The organism is Bariatricus sp. HCP28S3_A7, assembly GCF_052066375.1.
Lineage (GTDB): Bacteria > Bacillota > Clostridia > Lachnospirales > Lachnospiraceae > Allocoprococcus.
In genome coordinates this window covers 51,204-68,297 of record NZ_JBQHSG010000012.1, presented here as the reverse complement: position 1 = coordinate 68,297, position 17,094 = coordinate 51,204, and the positions used below count along the sequence as shown (strand labels likewise).

Below are 17,094 nucleotides of genomic sequence, written 5' to 3'. Positions count from 1 at the left end.
CCGCAGAGCAATTGGATCGAGAAAGATTAGGAGTGTAAAAGATGACAATCGATGAATTAAAGAAACTGCCTAAAATAGAGCTTCATTGCCATCTGGACGGATCGCTGAGTCGGGAATTTATCGGAACGCGGCTTGGCAGAGCGGTTTCCGTACGGGAACTCAGTGTGGAGGAAGACTGCCGCAGCCTGGCAGAATACCTGGAGAAGTTCGACCTGCCCTGTTCCTGCCTGAAAGATGAAGATGGCCTCGAAGGAGCGGGATACGATGTGCTTCGCACGATGAGCCGGGAGAATGTCTGCTATGCAGAGATACGTTTTGCCCCGCTTTTATCTGTAACAGAAGAAATGGGAACCGGTCAGGTGATTTCTGCATTGCTGAAAGGTCTGGAAAAAGGCAAAAAAGATTTTGGAGTAGAGTATAATGTGATTACCTGTGCCATGAGGCATCACAGTGAAGAGGAAAATTATCAGATGATTCGGACGGCCCGGGAATTTCTGGGCAAGGGTGTCTGTGCTGCAGATCTGGCCGGCGCGGAAGCTGTTTACCCGATGAGTGACTTTATGAGTCTGTTTAAACGGGTTAAAGAGCTGGGAATGCCGTTCACGCTGCATGCCGGTGAATGCGGAAACGCCCAGAATATAGAAGACTCTGTGCTTGCGGGAGCCGGAAGAATCGGCCACGGAATCGCCATGCGCGGAAAACCGGACATCCAGAAGCTGGTACGTAAGGCCGGTGTGGGAATTGAAATGTGCCCGATCAGTAATTTGCAGACAAAAGCGGTTCCGGGTACCGAGGCGTATCCGCTGAGAGAATTTCTGGATGCAGGATTAATGGTCACAATCAATACGGATAACCGGACCGTGAGCAGAACGTCTCTGACGAAGGAACTGGATTTTATTCAAAGAACCTATGGAATTACAGATGAAGAGATCTTACATATGATGAAAAATGCGGCAAAGACAGCGTTTGTGGATGAAGAAATGAAGAAACGACTGCTTGAAAAATTGGACAGAAGGTAAGGAAACATAGATTGAGGTGAGCGTGAAATGAATGAATATAAGAGAATTTTTGTGATCGTTCTGGATTCGCTTGGAATTGGTGCCATGCCGGACTCTCCCAGGTTTGGGGATGAGGGAGTCGATACATTCGGACATATCCTGGAGAAAATGAAAACACTGGACATTCCGAATCTGAGAAAGCTTGGCATGCTGAATCTCCATACTGCCGGAGCGATGGAACCTGTTCCGGACCCGTCCGGGCGGTACCTGCGTCTCGGGGAGGCAAGTAACGGAAAGGATACCATGACCGGTCATTGGGAGATGATGGGGATTAAAACAGAAAAACCGTTCAAGACATTTACGGATACAGGATTTCCGCCGGAACTGATCGAAGAACTCGAAAAACGCTGCGGTAAGAGGGTGATCGGCAATAAGAGCGCCAGCGGAACAAAGATTATTGAAGAGCTTGGTGAGGAAGAAATCAACACCGGAGCGATGATCGTCTATACTTCTGCGGACTCTGTGCTGCAGATCTGCGGAAATGAGGAAACCTTTGATCTGGAAAATCTATACCGTTGCTGTGAGATCGCAAGAGAAATTACGATGAAGGATGAATGGCGTGTGGGCCGTGTCATTGCAAGACCGTATGTAGGTAAAAAGAAAGGTGAGTTTAAACGGACCAGCAACCGGCATGATTATGCGCTGAAGCCCACTGGTGCGACTGCGTTGAATGCTCTGAAGGATGCGGGCCTGGATGTCATCGGAGTGGGTAAGATCCACGACATTTTCTGCGGTGAGGGCATCACGGAAACCCATCATTCCAACAGCTCCGTGCATGGCATGGAGCAGACGATCGAACTGTGTAAAAAGGATTTCCGAGGCTTGTGTTTTGTCAACCTGGTTGATTTTGACGCACTTTGGGGACACCGAAGAGATGTAGAAGGATATGCAAAAGAGATCGAGAAATTCGACAAGAATCTGGGTATCCTTCTGGATGAACTAAGAGAGGATGACCTGCTGATGCTGACGGCAGATCACGGAAATGATCCGACTTACACCGGTACGGATCACACCAGGGAATATGTACCGCTTATCGCCTATTCCAGAAAGATGGAAGGCGGCGGTGCGCTGGAGAACGAGGATACCTTTGCGGTTATTGGGGCTTCGGTGGCAGAAAATTTCGGCGTAAACATGCCGGAAGGAACAATCGGACATTCCATTTTGAAAAAACTGGTCTAAAAATGGCCGTGTCAAAAGAAAGGAGGAAGATGCGTGAAACATAATTATTTGTATGATGCACTTCCGTTCCTGAAGGATGTAGAAAAAGAGCGGCAGGAACAATTTAAAGAATATTTTAAAAGTGCTCCGTTGTGGCTTATGGAGAACTTTCAGATAGAAGAACTGAAAAAAGGAACCATTTTTGTAAGAGAAGGGGAACCGGCAGATATGATATTTTTTATAGGAAGCGGCATTATCGAAGCAATTGATTATCGGGTATACGGGACGCCATACGATTTTATGCAGTTTAACCGGGTCTATGCGTTCGGAGGAATGGAATTTCTGATGGATCTGGACAAATACATGACCACGCTGCGTACTGTGACTGACTGTGTGGTGGTAAAGCTCCCGAGAAATAAATTTGAAAAATGGATGTATTCGGATATTCAGTCACTGAAGCATGAGGCAAAACTGGTCGGAGAATATCTTCTCAAAGAGGGGCGGAACAGCCGTCTGTACCTTTTCATGCAGGGATCTGACAGGCTGGCGCTGCTTTTTGTTGAGCGCTATGAGAGATACAGTAAGAATGGAATTCTTCATGTCAAGGGAAATCGGCAGAATCTGGCGGATGAGACGGGACTTTGCGTAAAGAGTGTGAGTAGGGGTGTGAAGAAATTTCAGGAAGAAGGGCTGATCACGAAGGAGGGTAATCAGATCCTGATCAGCAAAGAACAGTATGAAGGATTAAAGAAAATCGTTTCAGAGAAAATTGATTTAGGAGAAGGAGGCTTGCGATGAATGACATTTACAAAAAACTGGAAATGTGCTTAAAAAGTGTAAGAACAAAAACGGATTTTCAGCCGGAGGTGGCGCTGATCCTCGGCTCGGGGCTTGGCGATTACGCAGATGGAATTCAGATAGAACAAACCGTAGATTATACAGAGATTGAAAGGTTTCCGGTATCAACGGTGGCGGGGCATAAAGGAAGATTTGTGTTCGGATATGTGGGTGAGGTTCCGGTCGTTGTCATGCAGGGACGCGTCCATTATTATGAAGGATATCCGATGTCTGATGTGGTGCTTCCGACCCGATTGATGGGGATGATGGGAGCGAAGAAGTTGATTCTTACCAATGCGGCAGGTGGAGTGAACTTTGACTATAAGCCGGGAGATTTCATGATGATCACCGATCATATTACGACAGCGGTTCCGAGTCCGCTGATCGGACCGAATATTGATGAACTTGGAGCGCGATTCCCGGATATGAGTGAGGTATACAGCCTGCGAATCCGTGAAATCATCAGGGAAGAGGCGGAGAAACTTGGAATTTCGCTTCGGGAAGGCGTTTATGCACAGCTCACCGGGCCGGCCTATGAGACACCGGCAGAGATTCGGATGTGCAGGAGCTGGGGAGCAGATGCCGTGGGAATGAGTACGGCATGCGAGGCAATGGCTGCCCGTCATATGGGAATGGAAGTGTGCGGTATCTCTTGTATCACGAATTTAGCAGCAGGTATGTCAACGAAACAGCTTGATCACAAAGAGGTTCAGGAGACGGCGGACCGCGTGGCTGCGCAGTTTAAAGCATTGATTACTGCGATTGTGAGCAACATCTGACTTAAGATGTGCAAATAGTTTTTAATGAATACTGCGCAACATTGGAAGGATCTGTATTTGAGAATTTGACTCCGATCGTATCAATGGATGATGCTCCGGTAGATAACCTTAGTACAATTGATGTACTTCGTGAACGCCGTGATACAATAGGTCTTAAGATGGAACTGGATACTACGATTCATTCAATGACCATAGAAAACAAGATTCAGCAGATTGAAGAAACAGTTAAAGAATATAAAGGAAAGACTGTAACCTCTGCAGATAAGGAAGCTATCGTACGTCTGGCAACTGAAATTGATGCATTAATTGCGTCAGGAAGTCTGTCAGAAGAAGAAATGGATACATTACGCTCTGTAAAATCAGATGTATCAGAAATGCTGGCTAAAATTGTTGAGGAAAAAAACAATTCCGACAATAAAGATAATGCTGGTAATAATAATACTGGTAACCAGGGTGATGCAAAACCGTCTGATAAGATAAACGGAAAGGGCAATGGCTCTGTAAAGACAGGAGACACGAATGCAGTTATGCCGTGGATGATTCTGTTGTTTGTAAGTGGTGCCGGAATTATAGGTGCGGCAGAAGTATCCAGAAAAAAACAGAATAAATAAAAGAGGAGGAGTCCTGTGAAATGCCTGATCGTTGAGAAGGGAGGCATTTTGCAGGACTCTGGTTGTGTATTCAAATATGACTTATCTACTTAATTTTTTTAATACGGCTGTTGTATAGATAGCGGCTCCGATCGGAAGAACATCTTCATTAAAGCGGATCTTCGGATTATGCTGAGGCAGTCTTTCGTCCGGATTTTCCACACCGGCTCCCACCATATAGAAGGTTGCCGGTACCAGTTCGGAGATACAAGCGAAATCTTCCGATCCCATTGCGTGGAATTCATCTACGATAAGAGAATCATCGACTTCATGGATCACGTCCCGGCTCCATGCATTTTCCTGTTCGTCACATACAAGAGGCGGTACATCACTGAGGACTTCAATCTCAGCCTTGGTGCGATATGCCTCGGCGATATTCTGCGTGATGGTATGAATCCTCTGGATCATTCTCTCACGAAGTACCGGATCGAATACGCGGAGTGTGCCTTCCAGTTCTGCTGTTTCCGGGATAATGTTGGCGGCGCTTCCGGCGTGGAATTTGCCAATGGTAAGAGCGACCTCATCAAATCCGGAAACTTCTCTGGACATCAGTTCCTGCAGGCCCAGATGGATATGGATTGCCGTGTTGATCGGATCGACACCGTGCTCCGGTGAGGAGCCGTGTACGCCCTGCCCGGTCAGTTTGATCCGGAAACCGTAAACACCGGCGGCAGGAACCTTGTGGCCGCCAAGTGTTCCCAGAGGTTTCTGAGAAAATACATGAAGAGCCAGCGCGGAATCAACATGTGGGTTCTCCATGACACCGCCTGCAATGGCTGCCTTTGCTCCGGCAAAGATTTCTTCTGCTGACTGGAACAGAAGCTTTGCAACACCGTTTAATTCAGATTCATGTGCCTTGATCAGTTTTGCGGCACCAAGCATCATTGCCGTGTGCATATCATGTCCGCAGGCGTGCATGCATCCGTTTGTAGAAGCGAATGATTCGCAGGATTTTTCTTCTATGGGAAGGGCATCCATATCGCCGCGGATCATATAGCATGCGTCTCCGTGCCCAATCGTGGCAACAATATTGGAACTTTCTTCATAGACCGTATATTCAATTCCCATTTCATCCAGTTTCTTTGTGACAAAATTTACCGTTTTCGGAAGAGTAAGACCAAGTTCCGGAATTTGATGAAGTTCGCGTCTCCATGCAATCATCTCGTCTTTGATCTTTTCTGCTTCCAGCATAATCTGATTTTTCATATAGACCTCCTTTTTCTGCTCAGAGCCAGCCTCGAAGATACTGCCTGGGTCTGAACAGCTATCGTGTTCTTTATAATAGAATACCTTTTTATTTATCAAAGTGTAAGAAATATATTTTCTAAAATGGTATAAATATTTTTTAATGTACAATCTTTCACAGTATTCGGAATAAAAAGTGAAAAAATTTTCATCGTTAGAGGAAAGTGAAGGAAAAGTGAAATTTTCTTTATTTTTATCGGGAAATAAAAACATTATGATTATCAATAGAACTTATAGATAAAAGTTATTAGAAGGAGGAGACAAAAATGGATGTAATGCAGATTGCAAATGGAATCCCAATGTGGATAGCCTGTGGTATTCCGGTAGTACTCGTAGTGATTCAGGCTGTTCTTTTTGCGAGAGGGGCGTACGGTGCAGGAAAGAAGATGGGACTTGGTGAGGACAAGATGAAGAAGGCAATGAAGAGCAGTGCCATCACATCAATTGGTCCATCCATCGTGGTACTCAGCGGAATGCTTTCATTATTAGTAACGGTAGGAGGACCGGTAGGCTGGATGCGCCTTGCTATGATTGGTTCTGTTATGTTTGAATCTATCGCAGCGGGCCTTGGTACTTCTGCAGTTGGAGTAACACTTGGTACCGACCCGATGACGGAGGAAGCTCTTGCCATGGCAGTATGGATAATGGTTCTCTGCTCTGTCGGCTGGGTAATTTTCTCAACTTTCTCAGCAAACAAGATGGATAAGATTGAGCACAAGCTTTCCAAAGGTAACTCAGGTACACTTTCAACCATCGCAAACTGCGCGATTATCGGTGTGTTTGCAGCCATGGTTGCAAGCCATATTTCCAAACCGTTCTATTCAATGGTATTAAAAGCAGAAGAAGCAGCAATGTCCTCTGCATGGCATAATATGCTGGCATGTATTCTCGGAGCAGTTATCATGTTTGTACTGAATACCGTTGCCAATAAGAAAAATATCGGATGGCTGAAAGAATGGGCCCTGACAATTACGATTCTGGGTGCAATGATCATCACTGCACTGGTTTAAGGAGGAAGATAAGATGAGCAATAATTTCTATAAAGACGAATATATGCCTAAGGTAAATAAAATAGGTAAGCTTACCGGCGTGCTGGGAGTTATATTAGCTTTTTCACCGGCAATCGCACTTGCAGTTGTTTACGGAATCCTTCCAAAACCGGCAGCGCTCCTGACCGCATTTATCAGCGGTGTCAGCGCATTTGGAGTTCTGTGGTTTGTAGAGCCGATTTCTTATTATCCGGTACTTGGAACCGCAGGAACCTACATGGCATTCCTTTCCGGTAATATTTCAAACATGCGTGTACCGTGTGCAAGTATGGCACAGGTGGCAGCGGATGTTGAACCGGGTACCGAGCAGGGATCTATTATTGCAACTTTAGGTATGGCTGTTTCTATTATTATTAATGTATCTGTTCTTACAATCGGAGCCATTCTTGGAACAAGCGTATTGTCTATGCTTCCTGCTACTGTTAAGACGGCACTTAATTATCTGCTTCCGGCACTTTTTGGTGCACTTATGGTTCAGTTTGGTATAAAGATGGTGAAACATAGCCTGATTATGCTTGTCATCGCATTTGCACTTTACTTTGCAATTGGTATCGGTCTTTTCAACTGGCTTCCGGGCGCTTCTAACTGGCTTGGAACTCTGGGCTGTGTATTTATCAGTATTGCAGTTGGATTTGCTACCATGTCAAATAATACAAAGAAGAAAGCGTAAGATTTTAGAATTGTATTGGAGAGGGTGAAATGAAAATGGAAAAGAAAGATCTTCATCTTGAGGTGAAGAAAATGGAGTCTCTTCTTCAGACCTCCTGCAGAACAATCTGGGAAAATCCGGAAGTGGGTGGCAATGAGAAAGCTTCGGCAGATTATTTCCGCAGGCTTTTGGATGCAGAAGGATTTCATATTATAAATGAAGAGCATCTGGAGCATGCATTTTGTGCAGAGTACGGCTCCGGAAAACCGGTGATTGCAATTTTAGGGGAATATGATGCGCTTCCCGGACTTTCACAGAAAGTGACGGACAAAAAGGAACCGGTTAAAGCGGGTGCACCGGGACACGGATGTGGGCATAACCTGCTCGGTTCCGCGGCAGCAGTCGGTGCGATCGCAGTAAAACGTTATCTGGAAGCGGAAGGAATAAGTGGAACGGTACGTTTTTACGGATGTCCGGAAGAAGAACTTCTCTGTGGAAAAGTGAAAATGGCATATTATCATATGTTTGACGGATGTGATTTTGCGATCAGCTGGCATCCGATGAGTGCGAACATGGTCTATGACAATGGATATCTGGCAAGTGCATCTGCACATTTTGAATTTAAAGGCAGAAGTTCTCATGCGGCATTTGCACCGGAGCTTGGAAGAAGTGCGCTGGATGCAGTGGAACTTATGAATGTAGGTGTGAACTATTTAAGAGAGCATGTGACATCCAAAGCACGAATTCATTACACCACAGACAGCGGTGGATTTGCTCCGAATATCGTTCCGCCGAGAGCGGGTTCATGGTACTTCGTGAGAGCACCGTACATTTCCGACGTAAAAGAGATTCTTGCAAGAGTTGGAAAAGTGGCGGAAGGCGCAGCACTTATGACAGAAACCCAGGTGGAAATGAAAGTGGATTATGGATGCTGTGAAATGCAGGAAAATCATGCGTTTGGAGATCTGGCTTATGAAAATCTGAAAGAGGCAGAACTGCCTGTATTTGACGAAGAAGAAATGGCATTCGCCAATCGACTCCTTGAATCCGTTTCCGACGCAGACAAAGAGAAAGCGCAGAAGTTGTATGAGACAGAAGGAAAGCCGATGGTGTGGAAATTGAATTCGCGCAATCTGTATGAGATCAATCCGCTTACTGCATCTTCCGACAGCGGAGATGTCAGTCATATGATGCCGATGTGTGCGATATCGACATCCTGTTGGCCGGCGGGTGTGGCTCCGCATACCTGGCAGTCGGCAGCTGCAGCCGGTAGTTCCCTTGGAGAGAAAGGAGCGCTGTGTGCTGCGCAGGTTATTGCCGGAATTGCATATGATCTCTATAATAAGCCGGAAGTTCGGGAAGATATCTTGAAAGAGTTTGAAGAAAAGAAGGATGAATATACTCCGATGTATGAAGGCTAGTCCGGAGAAATCATGAATCATAAATAAGTGTAACAATCGTATTCTTGACATCAAGTCAAGGCGAATGTTACACTTGTTTTAAATTTGGATACAATTGGATTGGCTTGTTTTACAAAAGGTGGAAAGAAATATGGGAATAGCATTGTATCAACTGTTGGCCTTGGATTTTTTTAAAGATTTTCATGTGGTGGCCGGAAAGAATGGATTGTCTAAAGAAGTGCAGGGAATCGCAGTTATGGATTCTCCGGATGCCTTTCGATGGGCTAAGGGAAAAGAACTTTCGATGACGTCGGGATATGCGCTTTCGAAGGAGCCTCACTGTTTGGATGACGGATTTAAGAACGGGATCATGCAGCGTACAGCCGGACTTATGATTAAGAGGGCGCGATACATGGATGAGATTCCGGAGCATGTGATCGAATTGTTTGAGAAACACGATGTACCGCTCATCAGCATGCCATTTGAAATTGCGTTCATGGATGTCATTAATCAGATTAATGTGACTGTGATGAACCAGGCATTTCGAAGATTCCGAATTCAGAATGACAGTGTGTTTCAGCTGTCTAATCTGGATTTTAAAGAAAGGAAAATCAAAAAAATTCTTCAGGCTGTAGAGTTGGAGATGCATTTCCCGGCTTTTCTCTATGATATCAGCGAAGAAAAGGCGTATTACAGTTCTGCAAACTTCAGAAGAATATCGGATGATTCCCATTTGAAGGATGAGGATTACTGGAATCCTTCCATGGAACACACAAGACATATTCTCTGTGAACATATTAATATGATGAGATACCGTTTGATCGATCCGCAAAGCCCGGATGGTCCAAGGATCAGCTGGATTCTGATTCCCATTGTCATGAATGAAGTGGTGCAGGCTTACTTTGTTGTCATGGAGTCAAAAGAATTTATAGATTATTGCGATGAGTATTCGATTCGGATTGCGTTCCTGGAACTTCAATCGGTGTACGAACAGATCATGGTTGCACAAAGTGTCGGAAATATCGGATTTGAGAACTTTATTTTGTATGCTCTGAATTATGATGAGAAAGACAAGGACCGGTTGATCTATCAGGCAAGCCAGCATGGCATTCCCATGTCGAAGAAATATATCTGTATGATGTTTGCCCAGACGAAAGATGCAGCTGTTAATGCCAGAGACGAACGTAAGAATTTTGTGAGAGCTTTTCAGGACAGCTCGGTATCTAAATTTGGGAGATTTGCGTTTTTGGATGAGAACAATGGAATGATTCTCTGGGATACACAGGAAAAAGATATGTGCAGTCTGAAATATTTGGAGAATGTCTTGGAAGAGTTCCGGCTTAAGGTCAGAGAAAAATGCAGCAATATGGAGCTGGAATTTGCGATATGCCGTGATTCTGTGGATCTGCTGTCGCTGAAGAAGAGTGTGCAGAAATGCCAGAAAGTGATGACGATGGGCAGGAAGCTGTTCGCAGAAAAACAGATCTGGGATTATGAGATGCTGGGGCCATATGCATGGATCGATATTGAAGAAGAGGAACTGGAGGAAATGCTGAGCCAGTACCGGATCCTTATGGAAGATGAGAAGAACAGAGAACTTTTGAAGACTTTGAAGATTTATCTGGAAAATAACATGAACTTTAGCATTACAGCAGAGAAAATGTATGTACACATCAATACGATCCGCAAGAGAATTGCCAAGATCAAGGAACTGTTGGATGTGGAATTGGAAGATCGGATTTCCAGACTCAAGATAGAGATGCTTTTGCAGTTTTTATCGCTATAAAACAAAAACAGAACAGTGTGGATTTTGCGTATATAAGATAAAATGCACAAAATCCACACTGTTTTTGTGTGCAGTTTGTGAAAAAACAGTGATAAGCTACCCTTTAAATTGTTAACAATTGACAATTTACAATATTAAAGTTTTAATGTTATCAAGATTGTTGAAAAAATAGCAAAGGAAGGAGGCTGAATTTGTGGCAAATATGGAAGCAATCATCCCGGCACTTCGGGGAGAAATTCCTTGTAAAATCCACTGTACACAGTACGATATGCTGACGGCGATCGAGGTTGCAACCGCATATGGCGTACGGTTTTCACTGGAGCATGCATGGGGAGCCACCGATTATTTGGATGAGATCGTAGAGAGTGGATGTGATATCTGCTATGGCCCAATCGCGACCTACCGTGCGGCTGGAGAACGCCGTAAAATTGATGTGGAAGCGGTGAAAATGCTGGATGATCGCGGAGTGAATGTTGCACTTATTACGGATTCTCCGATCCTGAGTGAAGAGTCTTTGTATCATCACATGGGCGAAGCGGTCAGAGAAGGTGTGGAACCGGAGCGTGTCCTTCGCATGGTAACGATCAATCCGGTCAGACAGCTCGGTCTGGAAGATCGTTTAGGCAGCCTGGAAGCAGGAAAAGATGCGGATATCATCGTGGTCAAAGGAAGACTGGGACTGGATACCGATGCAAAAGTACAGGTGACCATGATCGACGGAGAAGTTGTATATACAGCCTAAAAAAATACTTTTGACAAAATAATTTTTTTCTTTTATACTTGTGTTATCGAAGCAGCGCAAGCGTAAGTCCGGATATAAAATGGATTTACGCCTGTGCTTTTTTGATGCAATATATCAGAAAATGAGCGCTTGTCTCGTTTTGTATGCAAATAATAACAGAGTTCAGGAGGAAATATGAATCATCAAAAACAGAATAAGATGGCTGTAATGCCAATGGGATCCCTTGTATTTACAAGAGATTTTCAGCATGTTGAAATATAGAAGTCAGAAAGAACAGATGATGAATTTTGTTAAAAAGCATGAGAATTATTTTGCTACATTAACGGAGAAATTGCTCAAAGATTCCAGGATTGATGATCCTGGCAGGGCAACGAGTGATTTGAAATTCAGAAATGCATTATATAAGGAATATCACATTAATAGAGAGATGGATTTGAAGTAGATAAGTGAAGCGTTTACATTCCGAGAAAATGGCAGATTAAGGAGGATTTAATATGAGCCAGTGGAAGGAAATAAGTCTTAACAGTATAAAAAATATACGCATCGGCCATGCGCAGGATGAAGAACATGGCACGGGATGCAGTGTTATTATTTGTGATAAAAAAGCACCTTGCGGCGTGGATGTGCGAGCGGGAAAGTGCGTCCTGATGCTGCGATGGGTTACGCGGCCTGTTTGGACAGTGAGAAAAATATGGAGCGTAATGGAAATGTAGGTGCCGGAATGGGCGCCACTGTCGGTAAGATTCATGGGGATAAATTTGCCATGAAGTCCGGACTTGGATGCTATTGCCTGCAGGTTGGAAGCCTTCAGGTGGGAGCGATCGTTGTCGTGAACGCAATCGGAGATGTGTTTGAAATGGATTCCTAGAAACAGCTTGCAGGGCTTCTCAACAGCAAAAAAGACGGAATGATTTCCAGCGAGGAGGAAATGGTAAAACTGCTTCAGATTGCAAGTAAGTTCGCGTTTAACACTTCTATTGGCGCTGTTATTACGAATGCAGGGCTTGATAAAGCAGAGATGAATAAAGTGGCGGCCATGGCAAGCAACGGACTTGCCCGGACCATTCGCCCGGTGAATACTTCTATGGATGGGGATTCCATCTATGCGCTTTCGGTCGGAAAAGTAAAATCAAATCCGGACGTTGTAGGAACGCTGGCGGCGCATGTGGTTGGGAAAGCGGTAAACCGTGCGGTTCTGGAGGCGGAAGAAAAATATGGGTATAAGGCGGCAAGAAGTCTGAAATTGTAGAAAAAGGATAATATTGTGTTATTTTTAGAACGAATAATACAAGAAATCGTCCTATGTGCCGTGTATAATGAATGTAGATTAAATGATGAGCTGTCATTTCAGGAGGGAAAGAACATGATCAGAAAATATATATTCGGAGAGCCGATTGAGACGGGAGCGGTTGTGATGGAGCTTCCGGAATGCGAGCAGGGGATTACGGTGATGGATCTGGAAGTGAAAGATGATATGGTCCGACTCAGCTGCAGAATGGATGAAGAAGATATTGTGTATGGACTTGGCGAACAGGTGCGCGGCATCAACAAAAGAGGATTTTCTTATGTCAGCGATGCCACGGATGATCCGGTACATACGGAAAATAAGCATTCTTTATATGGTGTGCATAATTTTATGATCTTATGCAGAGAGAATCGTGCAGAAAAGAAAGAAAAATCTTTCGGTATTTTTGTGGATGATCCGGGAAAAGTTGTATTTGATGTAGGGGAAACACATCTGGATGAGCTTGTGATCACGGCAGAAGAAAATTGTGTAATCTATGTCATTGAAGGTGAAAACCTGAAGGATATTGTGAAACAGTTCCGTAAACTGATCGGGCAAAGTTATGTTGCTCCGAAGTGGGCCTTTGGCTATCAGCAGTCACGGTGGGGGTATCAAAGCGAAAGTGACATTCGGAAAGTTGTAGAAGGACATCGTGAAAACGGAATTCCGCTGGATGCAGTATATCTTGATATCGACTATATGGAAAGATTTAAAGATTTTACGGTAGACACGGAAAAGTTTCCTGATTTTGAGGGATTTACCTCTGAGATGAAATCAGAGGGAGTACATCTTGTGCCGATCATCGATGCCGGCGTAAAAATTGAGAAAGACTATCCGATTTACGAAGAAGGTGTGAAGGAAAATTATTTCTGCAAGGATGAGAATGGAAAAGATTTTGTGGCAGCAGTATGGCCTGGAAAAGTACATTTTCCGGATGTTCTGAACTCAAAAGCCAGAGAATGGTTCGGCGGGAAATACAGATGGCTGATGGAACAGGGAATCGAAGGGTTCTGGAATGATATGAATGAACCGGCTATTTTCTATTCGGAAGACCGAATTAAGAAGGTGTTCGAAGAGCTGATCTCCATGAAGGATGAAAATCTGGATATTTATTCATTTTTCCATCTCAAAGATTTGGTTACAGGATTGTCCAACAGCCCGGAAGACTACCGGAGCTTCTACCATAATATGGATGGCAAATGGATCTGTCATGAGAAGGTGCATAACCTTTATGGATTCAATATGACAAGAGCGGCAGCGGAAGCATTTGACAAAATTGCTCCGGAAAAGAGAACGTTGTTATTCTCGCGCTCTTCCTATATCGGAATGCACCGTTACGGCGGAATCTGGACCGGCGACAACAATTCCTGGTGGAGTCAGATCCTGACAAGTATGCAGCAGATGCCGGCACTGAACATGATCGGTATCCTGTACACCGGCTCCGACATCGGAGGGTTTGGAAGTGATACGACAGAAGATCTGGTCATGCGCTGGCTGGAATTCGGCATGTTTACACCACTGATGCGAAATCACGCGGCACTTGGAACAAGAGAACAGGAAGTTTACCAGTTTGACAGAATTCCGGAATTCCGGAATATCATCCGTATCCGGTACAGCCTGGTTCCGTATCTTTACAGTGAATATATGAAGGCTGTACTGAGCGATGAGATGTATTTCAGACCGCTGTCATTTGACTATCCGGAAGATTCGCAGGCTTATCGTGTGGAAGACCAGCTTCTGGTCGGTGACAGCATCATGATTGCTCCGGTCTATACGCAGAATGCAAAGGGACGTTATGTATACCTGCCGGAAGAAATGCTGATGGTGCGTATGAAGTCACCGGAAGACAGAACCAGTCAGGTTCTGGGAAAGGGACATCATTATGTGGATGTTGCGCTGGATGAGGTCGTTATTTTTGTAAAGAAAAATCATATGCTTCCGTTTGCGGTTCTTGATGAAAATGTAAAATCCGTTTCCGACGTGGATGAAAATCGTCTGGAATGGATTGGATTTGCGGATGAGTATGCGGAGTATGTGCTCTATACGGACGATGGAATTTCCAAAGAGTATATACCACAGGAAGAGTGGAAATTAGTAAGACGGTCAAAAGAAGAATTATCAAGATAAAGAAACAGGCTTTATTCTTTCCGAAAGGAAGGAGTAAAGCCTGTTTTAGGAACCTGACGCTTGCACTGAGCGGAAATGTATTTTATAATCTAGGTATATGAATGATGATAGGATTTCGAGAGCACAAAGCGCGGAGAAATCCGTGTATCATAGGGGGCGAAATACCTTTTGATCCCTACATCATATGAATTTAGGCAAAAGGAGAGGCGGACAGTTATGAGTAAACAGATTTTACTGATCAATGATATGGCCGGATACGGTAAAGTTGCTTTATCTGCAATGATACCGGTACTTTCCCACATGCGTCATCATATTTATAATCTTCCGACCGCGTTGGTGTCAAATACCCTTGACTACGGAAAATTTGATATACTGGAAACGACGGATTACATGGAGCATACCATGAAGATCTGGGATGAACTGGGATTTTCTTTTGATGCGGTATCTACCGGATTTATCGTATCGGAAAGGCAGGCAAAGCTTGTGGCAGAATTCTGCAGACAGCAGAGCAGGAAAGGAACGAGAATCTTTGTGGATCCGATCATGGGGGACGAAGGAAAGCTTTATAACGGCGTGACGGAGCAGACCATATCCCATATGAAGGAACTGGTAAAGGTGGCAGATTATATCGTGCCGAATTATACAGAAGCAGCATGTCTTGCCGGGGAGCAGTATAAAGAAGATGGCATGACGCTGGAGGAAGCGGATTGTCTGATTGAGAAGCTGCTTGCCCAGGGAGCTCATTCGATTGTGGTTACAAGTGCGGTGGTTGATCACAAGGAAGCGGTGATCGTATATGATTATCAGACGAAGGAAAGAAGTATTCGTCCATTTACCAGCATTCCGGTACGCTTCCCGGGCACGGGAGATATTTTCTCCTCCGTGTTTATGGGGAAATTATTAGAAGGAAAAACGCTGATTGAAAGTACCGAGAAAGCAATGGATGCCACAAAAGCATTGATTTCCATGAATCAAAACAATGAGGACAAATTTAAAGGAATTCCGATTGAAAGCTGTCTGGAGGTATTGGACTGATGGGAAGACCAAAAATAAAAATAACATTGATAGACCGAAAAGGTCCTAAAGGATGCCATCGAGGACACCAGATCGGAGAAAGCTTTGATTTTGACACCCAGAGAGGGGAACTGTGTCCGATGGCGATGCATGTTGCATTTCCATATGTTGATATTCTGCGGTATGGCGGAGAAATACCCGGGCAGGAGAAAGGGACGGCTGTGTTTGCCTGTCCGGATGTGGATACGCTGAACGTATTTAAAATAGAGCGCATCACGGAAAAAGAAATTTAAGGAGGAGAAAAATCATGGGAAAAGAATTTGACGTAATTGCACTGGGAGAATTGTTGATCGATTTCACGATGAATGGAAAGAGTGAACAGGGAAATAATCTGTTTGAGGCGAATCCGGGTGGAGCACCTTGCAACGTTCTGGCAATACTGCGTAAGCTTGGGAAGAAGACAGCATTCATCGGCAAAGTAGGGGATGACCAGTTTGGCCGTCTGCTTCGGGAAACAATCGAAGAGGCAGGGATTAATTCTGACAACTTATTAGTTGACAAAGAAATCAATACAACACTTGCGTTTGTACATACTTTCCCGGATGGCGATAGAGAATTCTCATTTTACCGGAAACCGGGAGCAGATATGATGTTGAAGAAAGAGGAAATTGACGAGGAAGCGATTGCCAAAGCAAGAATCTTCCACTTCGGAACACTTTCCATGACACATGACGATGTAAGAGAAGCAACCAAGAAAGCAGTAGAACTTGCGAAAAAGAACGGACTTCTTATTTCACTGGATCCGAATCTTCGCCCGCCGCTGTGGAGTTCACTTGACTTGGCTAAAGAACAGATCCTGGCTGCAATGGAACACTGCGATATTCTGAAGATTTCTGATAATGAAATTCAGTTTATTACAGGAGTAGAGGATTATGACGAAGGAATTCAGATCATCCGTGACCGCTTCCAGATTCCACTGGTATGCCTGACATTAGGAAAAGACGGAAGCCGCGCATATTATAAAGATCTTCGCGTCGAAGTTCCGGGATTTGCTCAGGAACATGTAGCTGACACCACAGGAGCCGGAGATACCTTCTGTGGAAGCGTTCTGAACTATGTGCTGGAACATGGCATCGAAGATTTGAGCGAAGAGAATCTGAAAGAGATGCTGACTTTTGCAAATGCGGCCGCTTCTCTGATTACCACCAAGAAAGGTGCGATTCGTTCTATGCCTGAAAAAGAAGAGATTGAAGCAATGATATAGGGACGTTCCTTTTGCCACGATGCTGGGGTCAAAAGGTATCTTTGCAATAAA

At 44.4% G+C, this 17,094-nt stretch carries 19 protein-coding genes; 18 read left to right on the top strand and 1 reads right to left on the bottom strand.

Translation table 11 applies throughout. The annotated features are described in order from the left end of the window. The first annotated feature begins 41 nt into the window (after window positions 1–41). From add to ACTNA4_RS09780, 5 genes are read left to right on the top strand one after another with little or no spacing between them, the layout of a single operon-like run. Complete coding sequence (gene add / locus ACTNA4_RS09800; RefSeq protein ID WP_441029849.1) at window positions 42–1,019, top strand: adenosine deaminase; 978 nt, start codon at window positions 42–44, stop codon at window positions 1,017–1,019. A gap of 27 nt (window positions 1,020–1,046) precedes the next feature. After that, a complete protein-coding gene (locus ACTNA4_RS09795) occupies window positions 1,047–2,237 on the top strand; it encodes a phosphopentomutase (RefSeq protein WP_427807475.1) in 1,191 nt (396 codons plus the stop codon). A gap of 33 nt (window positions 2,238–2,270) precedes the next feature. Beyond that, window positions 2,271–3,014, top strand: a complete 744-nt coding sequence (locus tag ACTNA4_RS09790) for a Crp/Fnr family transcriptional regulator (protein ID WP_441029847.1) — start codon at window positions 2,271–2,273, stop codon at window positions 3,012–3,014. Then, on the top strand, window positions 3,011–3,832 hold the full coding sequence (locus ACTNA4_RS09785) for a purine-nucleoside phosphorylase (protein ID WP_441029845.1): 822 nt from the start codon (window positions 3,011–3,013) through the stop codon (window positions 3,830–3,832). The genes ACTNA4_RS09790 and ACTNA4_RS09785 overlap by 4 nt, the downstream gene beginning before the upstream one ends. Before the next feature lie 8 nt (window positions 3,833–3,840). After that, a complete protein-coding gene (locus tag ACTNA4_RS09780; RefSeq protein WP_441029843.1) occupies window positions 3,841–4,443 on the top strand; it encodes a hypothetical protein in 603 nt (200 codons plus the stop codon). Window positions 4,444–4,524: 81 nt separating this feature from the next. Here the strand turns inward: ACTNA4_RS09780 and ACTNA4_RS09775 are convergent, their stop codons facing one another. After that, a complete protein-coding gene (locus tag ACTNA4_RS09775) occupies window positions 4,525–5,688 on the bottom strand; it encodes a M20 metallopeptidase family protein (RefSeq protein WP_441029841.1) in 1,164 nt (387 codons plus the stop codon). A gap of 305 nt (window positions 5,689–5,993) precedes the next feature. On the opposite strand from ACTNA4_RS09775, the gene ACTNA4_RS09770 reads away from it, so the two are divergent. The 13 genes from ACTNA4_RS09770 (at window position 5,994) to ACTNA4_RS09710 (ending at window position 17,043) form a co-directional block, all read left to right on the top strand. Then, a complete protein-coding gene (locus tag ACTNA4_RS09770; protein WP_441029839.1) occupies window positions 5,994–6,737 on the top strand; it encodes a DUF5058 family protein in 744 nt (247 codons plus the stop codon). A gap of 13 nt (window positions 6,738–6,750) precedes the next feature. Further along, the gene (locus tag ACTNA4_RS09765) at window positions 6,751–7,446 is read left to right on the top strand and encodes a hypothetical protein (protein ID WP_427807463.1); all 696 of its coding nucleotides are present in this window, start codon (window positions 6,751–6,753) and stop codon (window positions 7,444–7,446) included. A gap of 29 nt (window positions 7,447–7,475) precedes the next feature. After that, window positions 7,476–8,846: an amidohydrolase gene (locus ACTNA4_RS09760; protein ID WP_441029837.1), complete on the top strand. Its 1,371-nt coding sequence runs from the start codon at window positions 7,476–7,478 to the stop codon at window positions 8,844–8,846. 130 nt (window positions 8,847–8,976) lie between these two features. Next, entirely contained in the window at window positions 8,977–10,611 is a 1,635-nt protein-coding gene (locus ACTNA4_RS09755) for a PucR family transcriptional regulator (RefSeq protein WP_427807459.1), read from the top strand. 202 nt (window positions 10,612–10,813) lie between these two features. Further along, window positions 10,814–11,353 carry an amidohydrolase family protein gene (locus ACTNA4_RS09750; RefSeq protein ID WP_441029855.1) on the top strand — a complete coding sequence of 180 codons (540 nt, stop codon included), beginning with the start codon at window positions 10,814–10,816 and terminating at the stop codon, window positions 11,351–11,353. Window positions 11,354–11,600: 247 nt separating this feature from the next. Continuing rightward, complete coding sequence (locus tag ACTNA4_RS09745; protein ID WP_441029835.1) at window positions 11,601–11,795, top strand: hypothetical protein; 195 nt, start codon at window positions 11,601–11,603, stop codon at window positions 11,793–11,795. A 52-nt stretch (window positions 11,796–11,847) separates the two neighbouring features. After that, window positions 11,848–12,066 carry a hypothetical protein gene (locus ACTNA4_RS09740; protein WP_441018162.1) on the top strand — a complete coding sequence of 73 codons (219 nt, stop codon included), beginning with the start codon at window positions 11,848–11,850 and terminating at the stop codon, window positions 12,064–12,066. Beyond that, the gene (locus tag ACTNA4_RS09735; protein WP_441029833.1) at window positions 12,045–12,221 is read left to right on the top strand and encodes a hypothetical protein; all 177 of its coding nucleotides are present in this window, start codon (window positions 12,045–12,047) and stop codon (window positions 12,219–12,221) included. Before ACTNA4_RS09740 ends, ACTNA4_RS09735 begins: the two co-directional genes overlap by 22 nt. A 60-nt stretch (window positions 12,222–12,281) precedes the next feature. Then, window positions 12,282–12,602: a P1 family peptidase gene (locus ACTNA4_RS09730; RefSeq protein ID WP_441029831.1), complete on the top strand. Its 321-nt coding sequence runs from the start codon at window positions 12,282–12,284 to the stop codon at window positions 12,600–12,602. Window positions 12,603–12,716: 114 nt separating this feature from the next. Then, window positions 12,717–14,765, top strand: a complete 2,049-nt coding sequence (locus ACTNA4_RS09725; protein ID WP_441018158.1) for a glycoside hydrolase family 31 protein — start codon at window positions 12,717–12,719, stop codon at window positions 14,763–14,765. A 216-nt stretch (window positions 14,766–14,981) separates the two neighbouring features. Further along, entirely contained in the window at window positions 14,982–15,800 is an 819-nt protein-coding gene (locus tag ACTNA4_RS09720) for a pyridoxamine kinase (protein WP_427819574.1), read from the top strand. Then, the gene (locus ACTNA4_RS09715; RefSeq protein ID WP_441018156.1) at window positions 15,800–16,072 is read left to right on the top strand and encodes a TIGR04076 family protein; all 273 of its coding nucleotides are present in this window, start codon (window positions 15,800–15,802) and stop codon (window positions 16,070–16,072) included. Before ACTNA4_RS09720 ends, ACTNA4_RS09715 begins: the two co-directional genes overlap by 1 nt. A gap of 14 nt (window positions 16,073–16,086) precedes the next feature. Next, window positions 16,087–17,043, top strand: coding sequence for a carbohydrate kinase family protein (locus ACTNA4_RS09710; RefSeq protein WP_441029829.1), 957 nt, complete (start codon window positions 16,087–16,089; stop codon window positions 17,041–17,043). Window positions 17,044–17,094 lie beyond the last annotated feature (51 nt).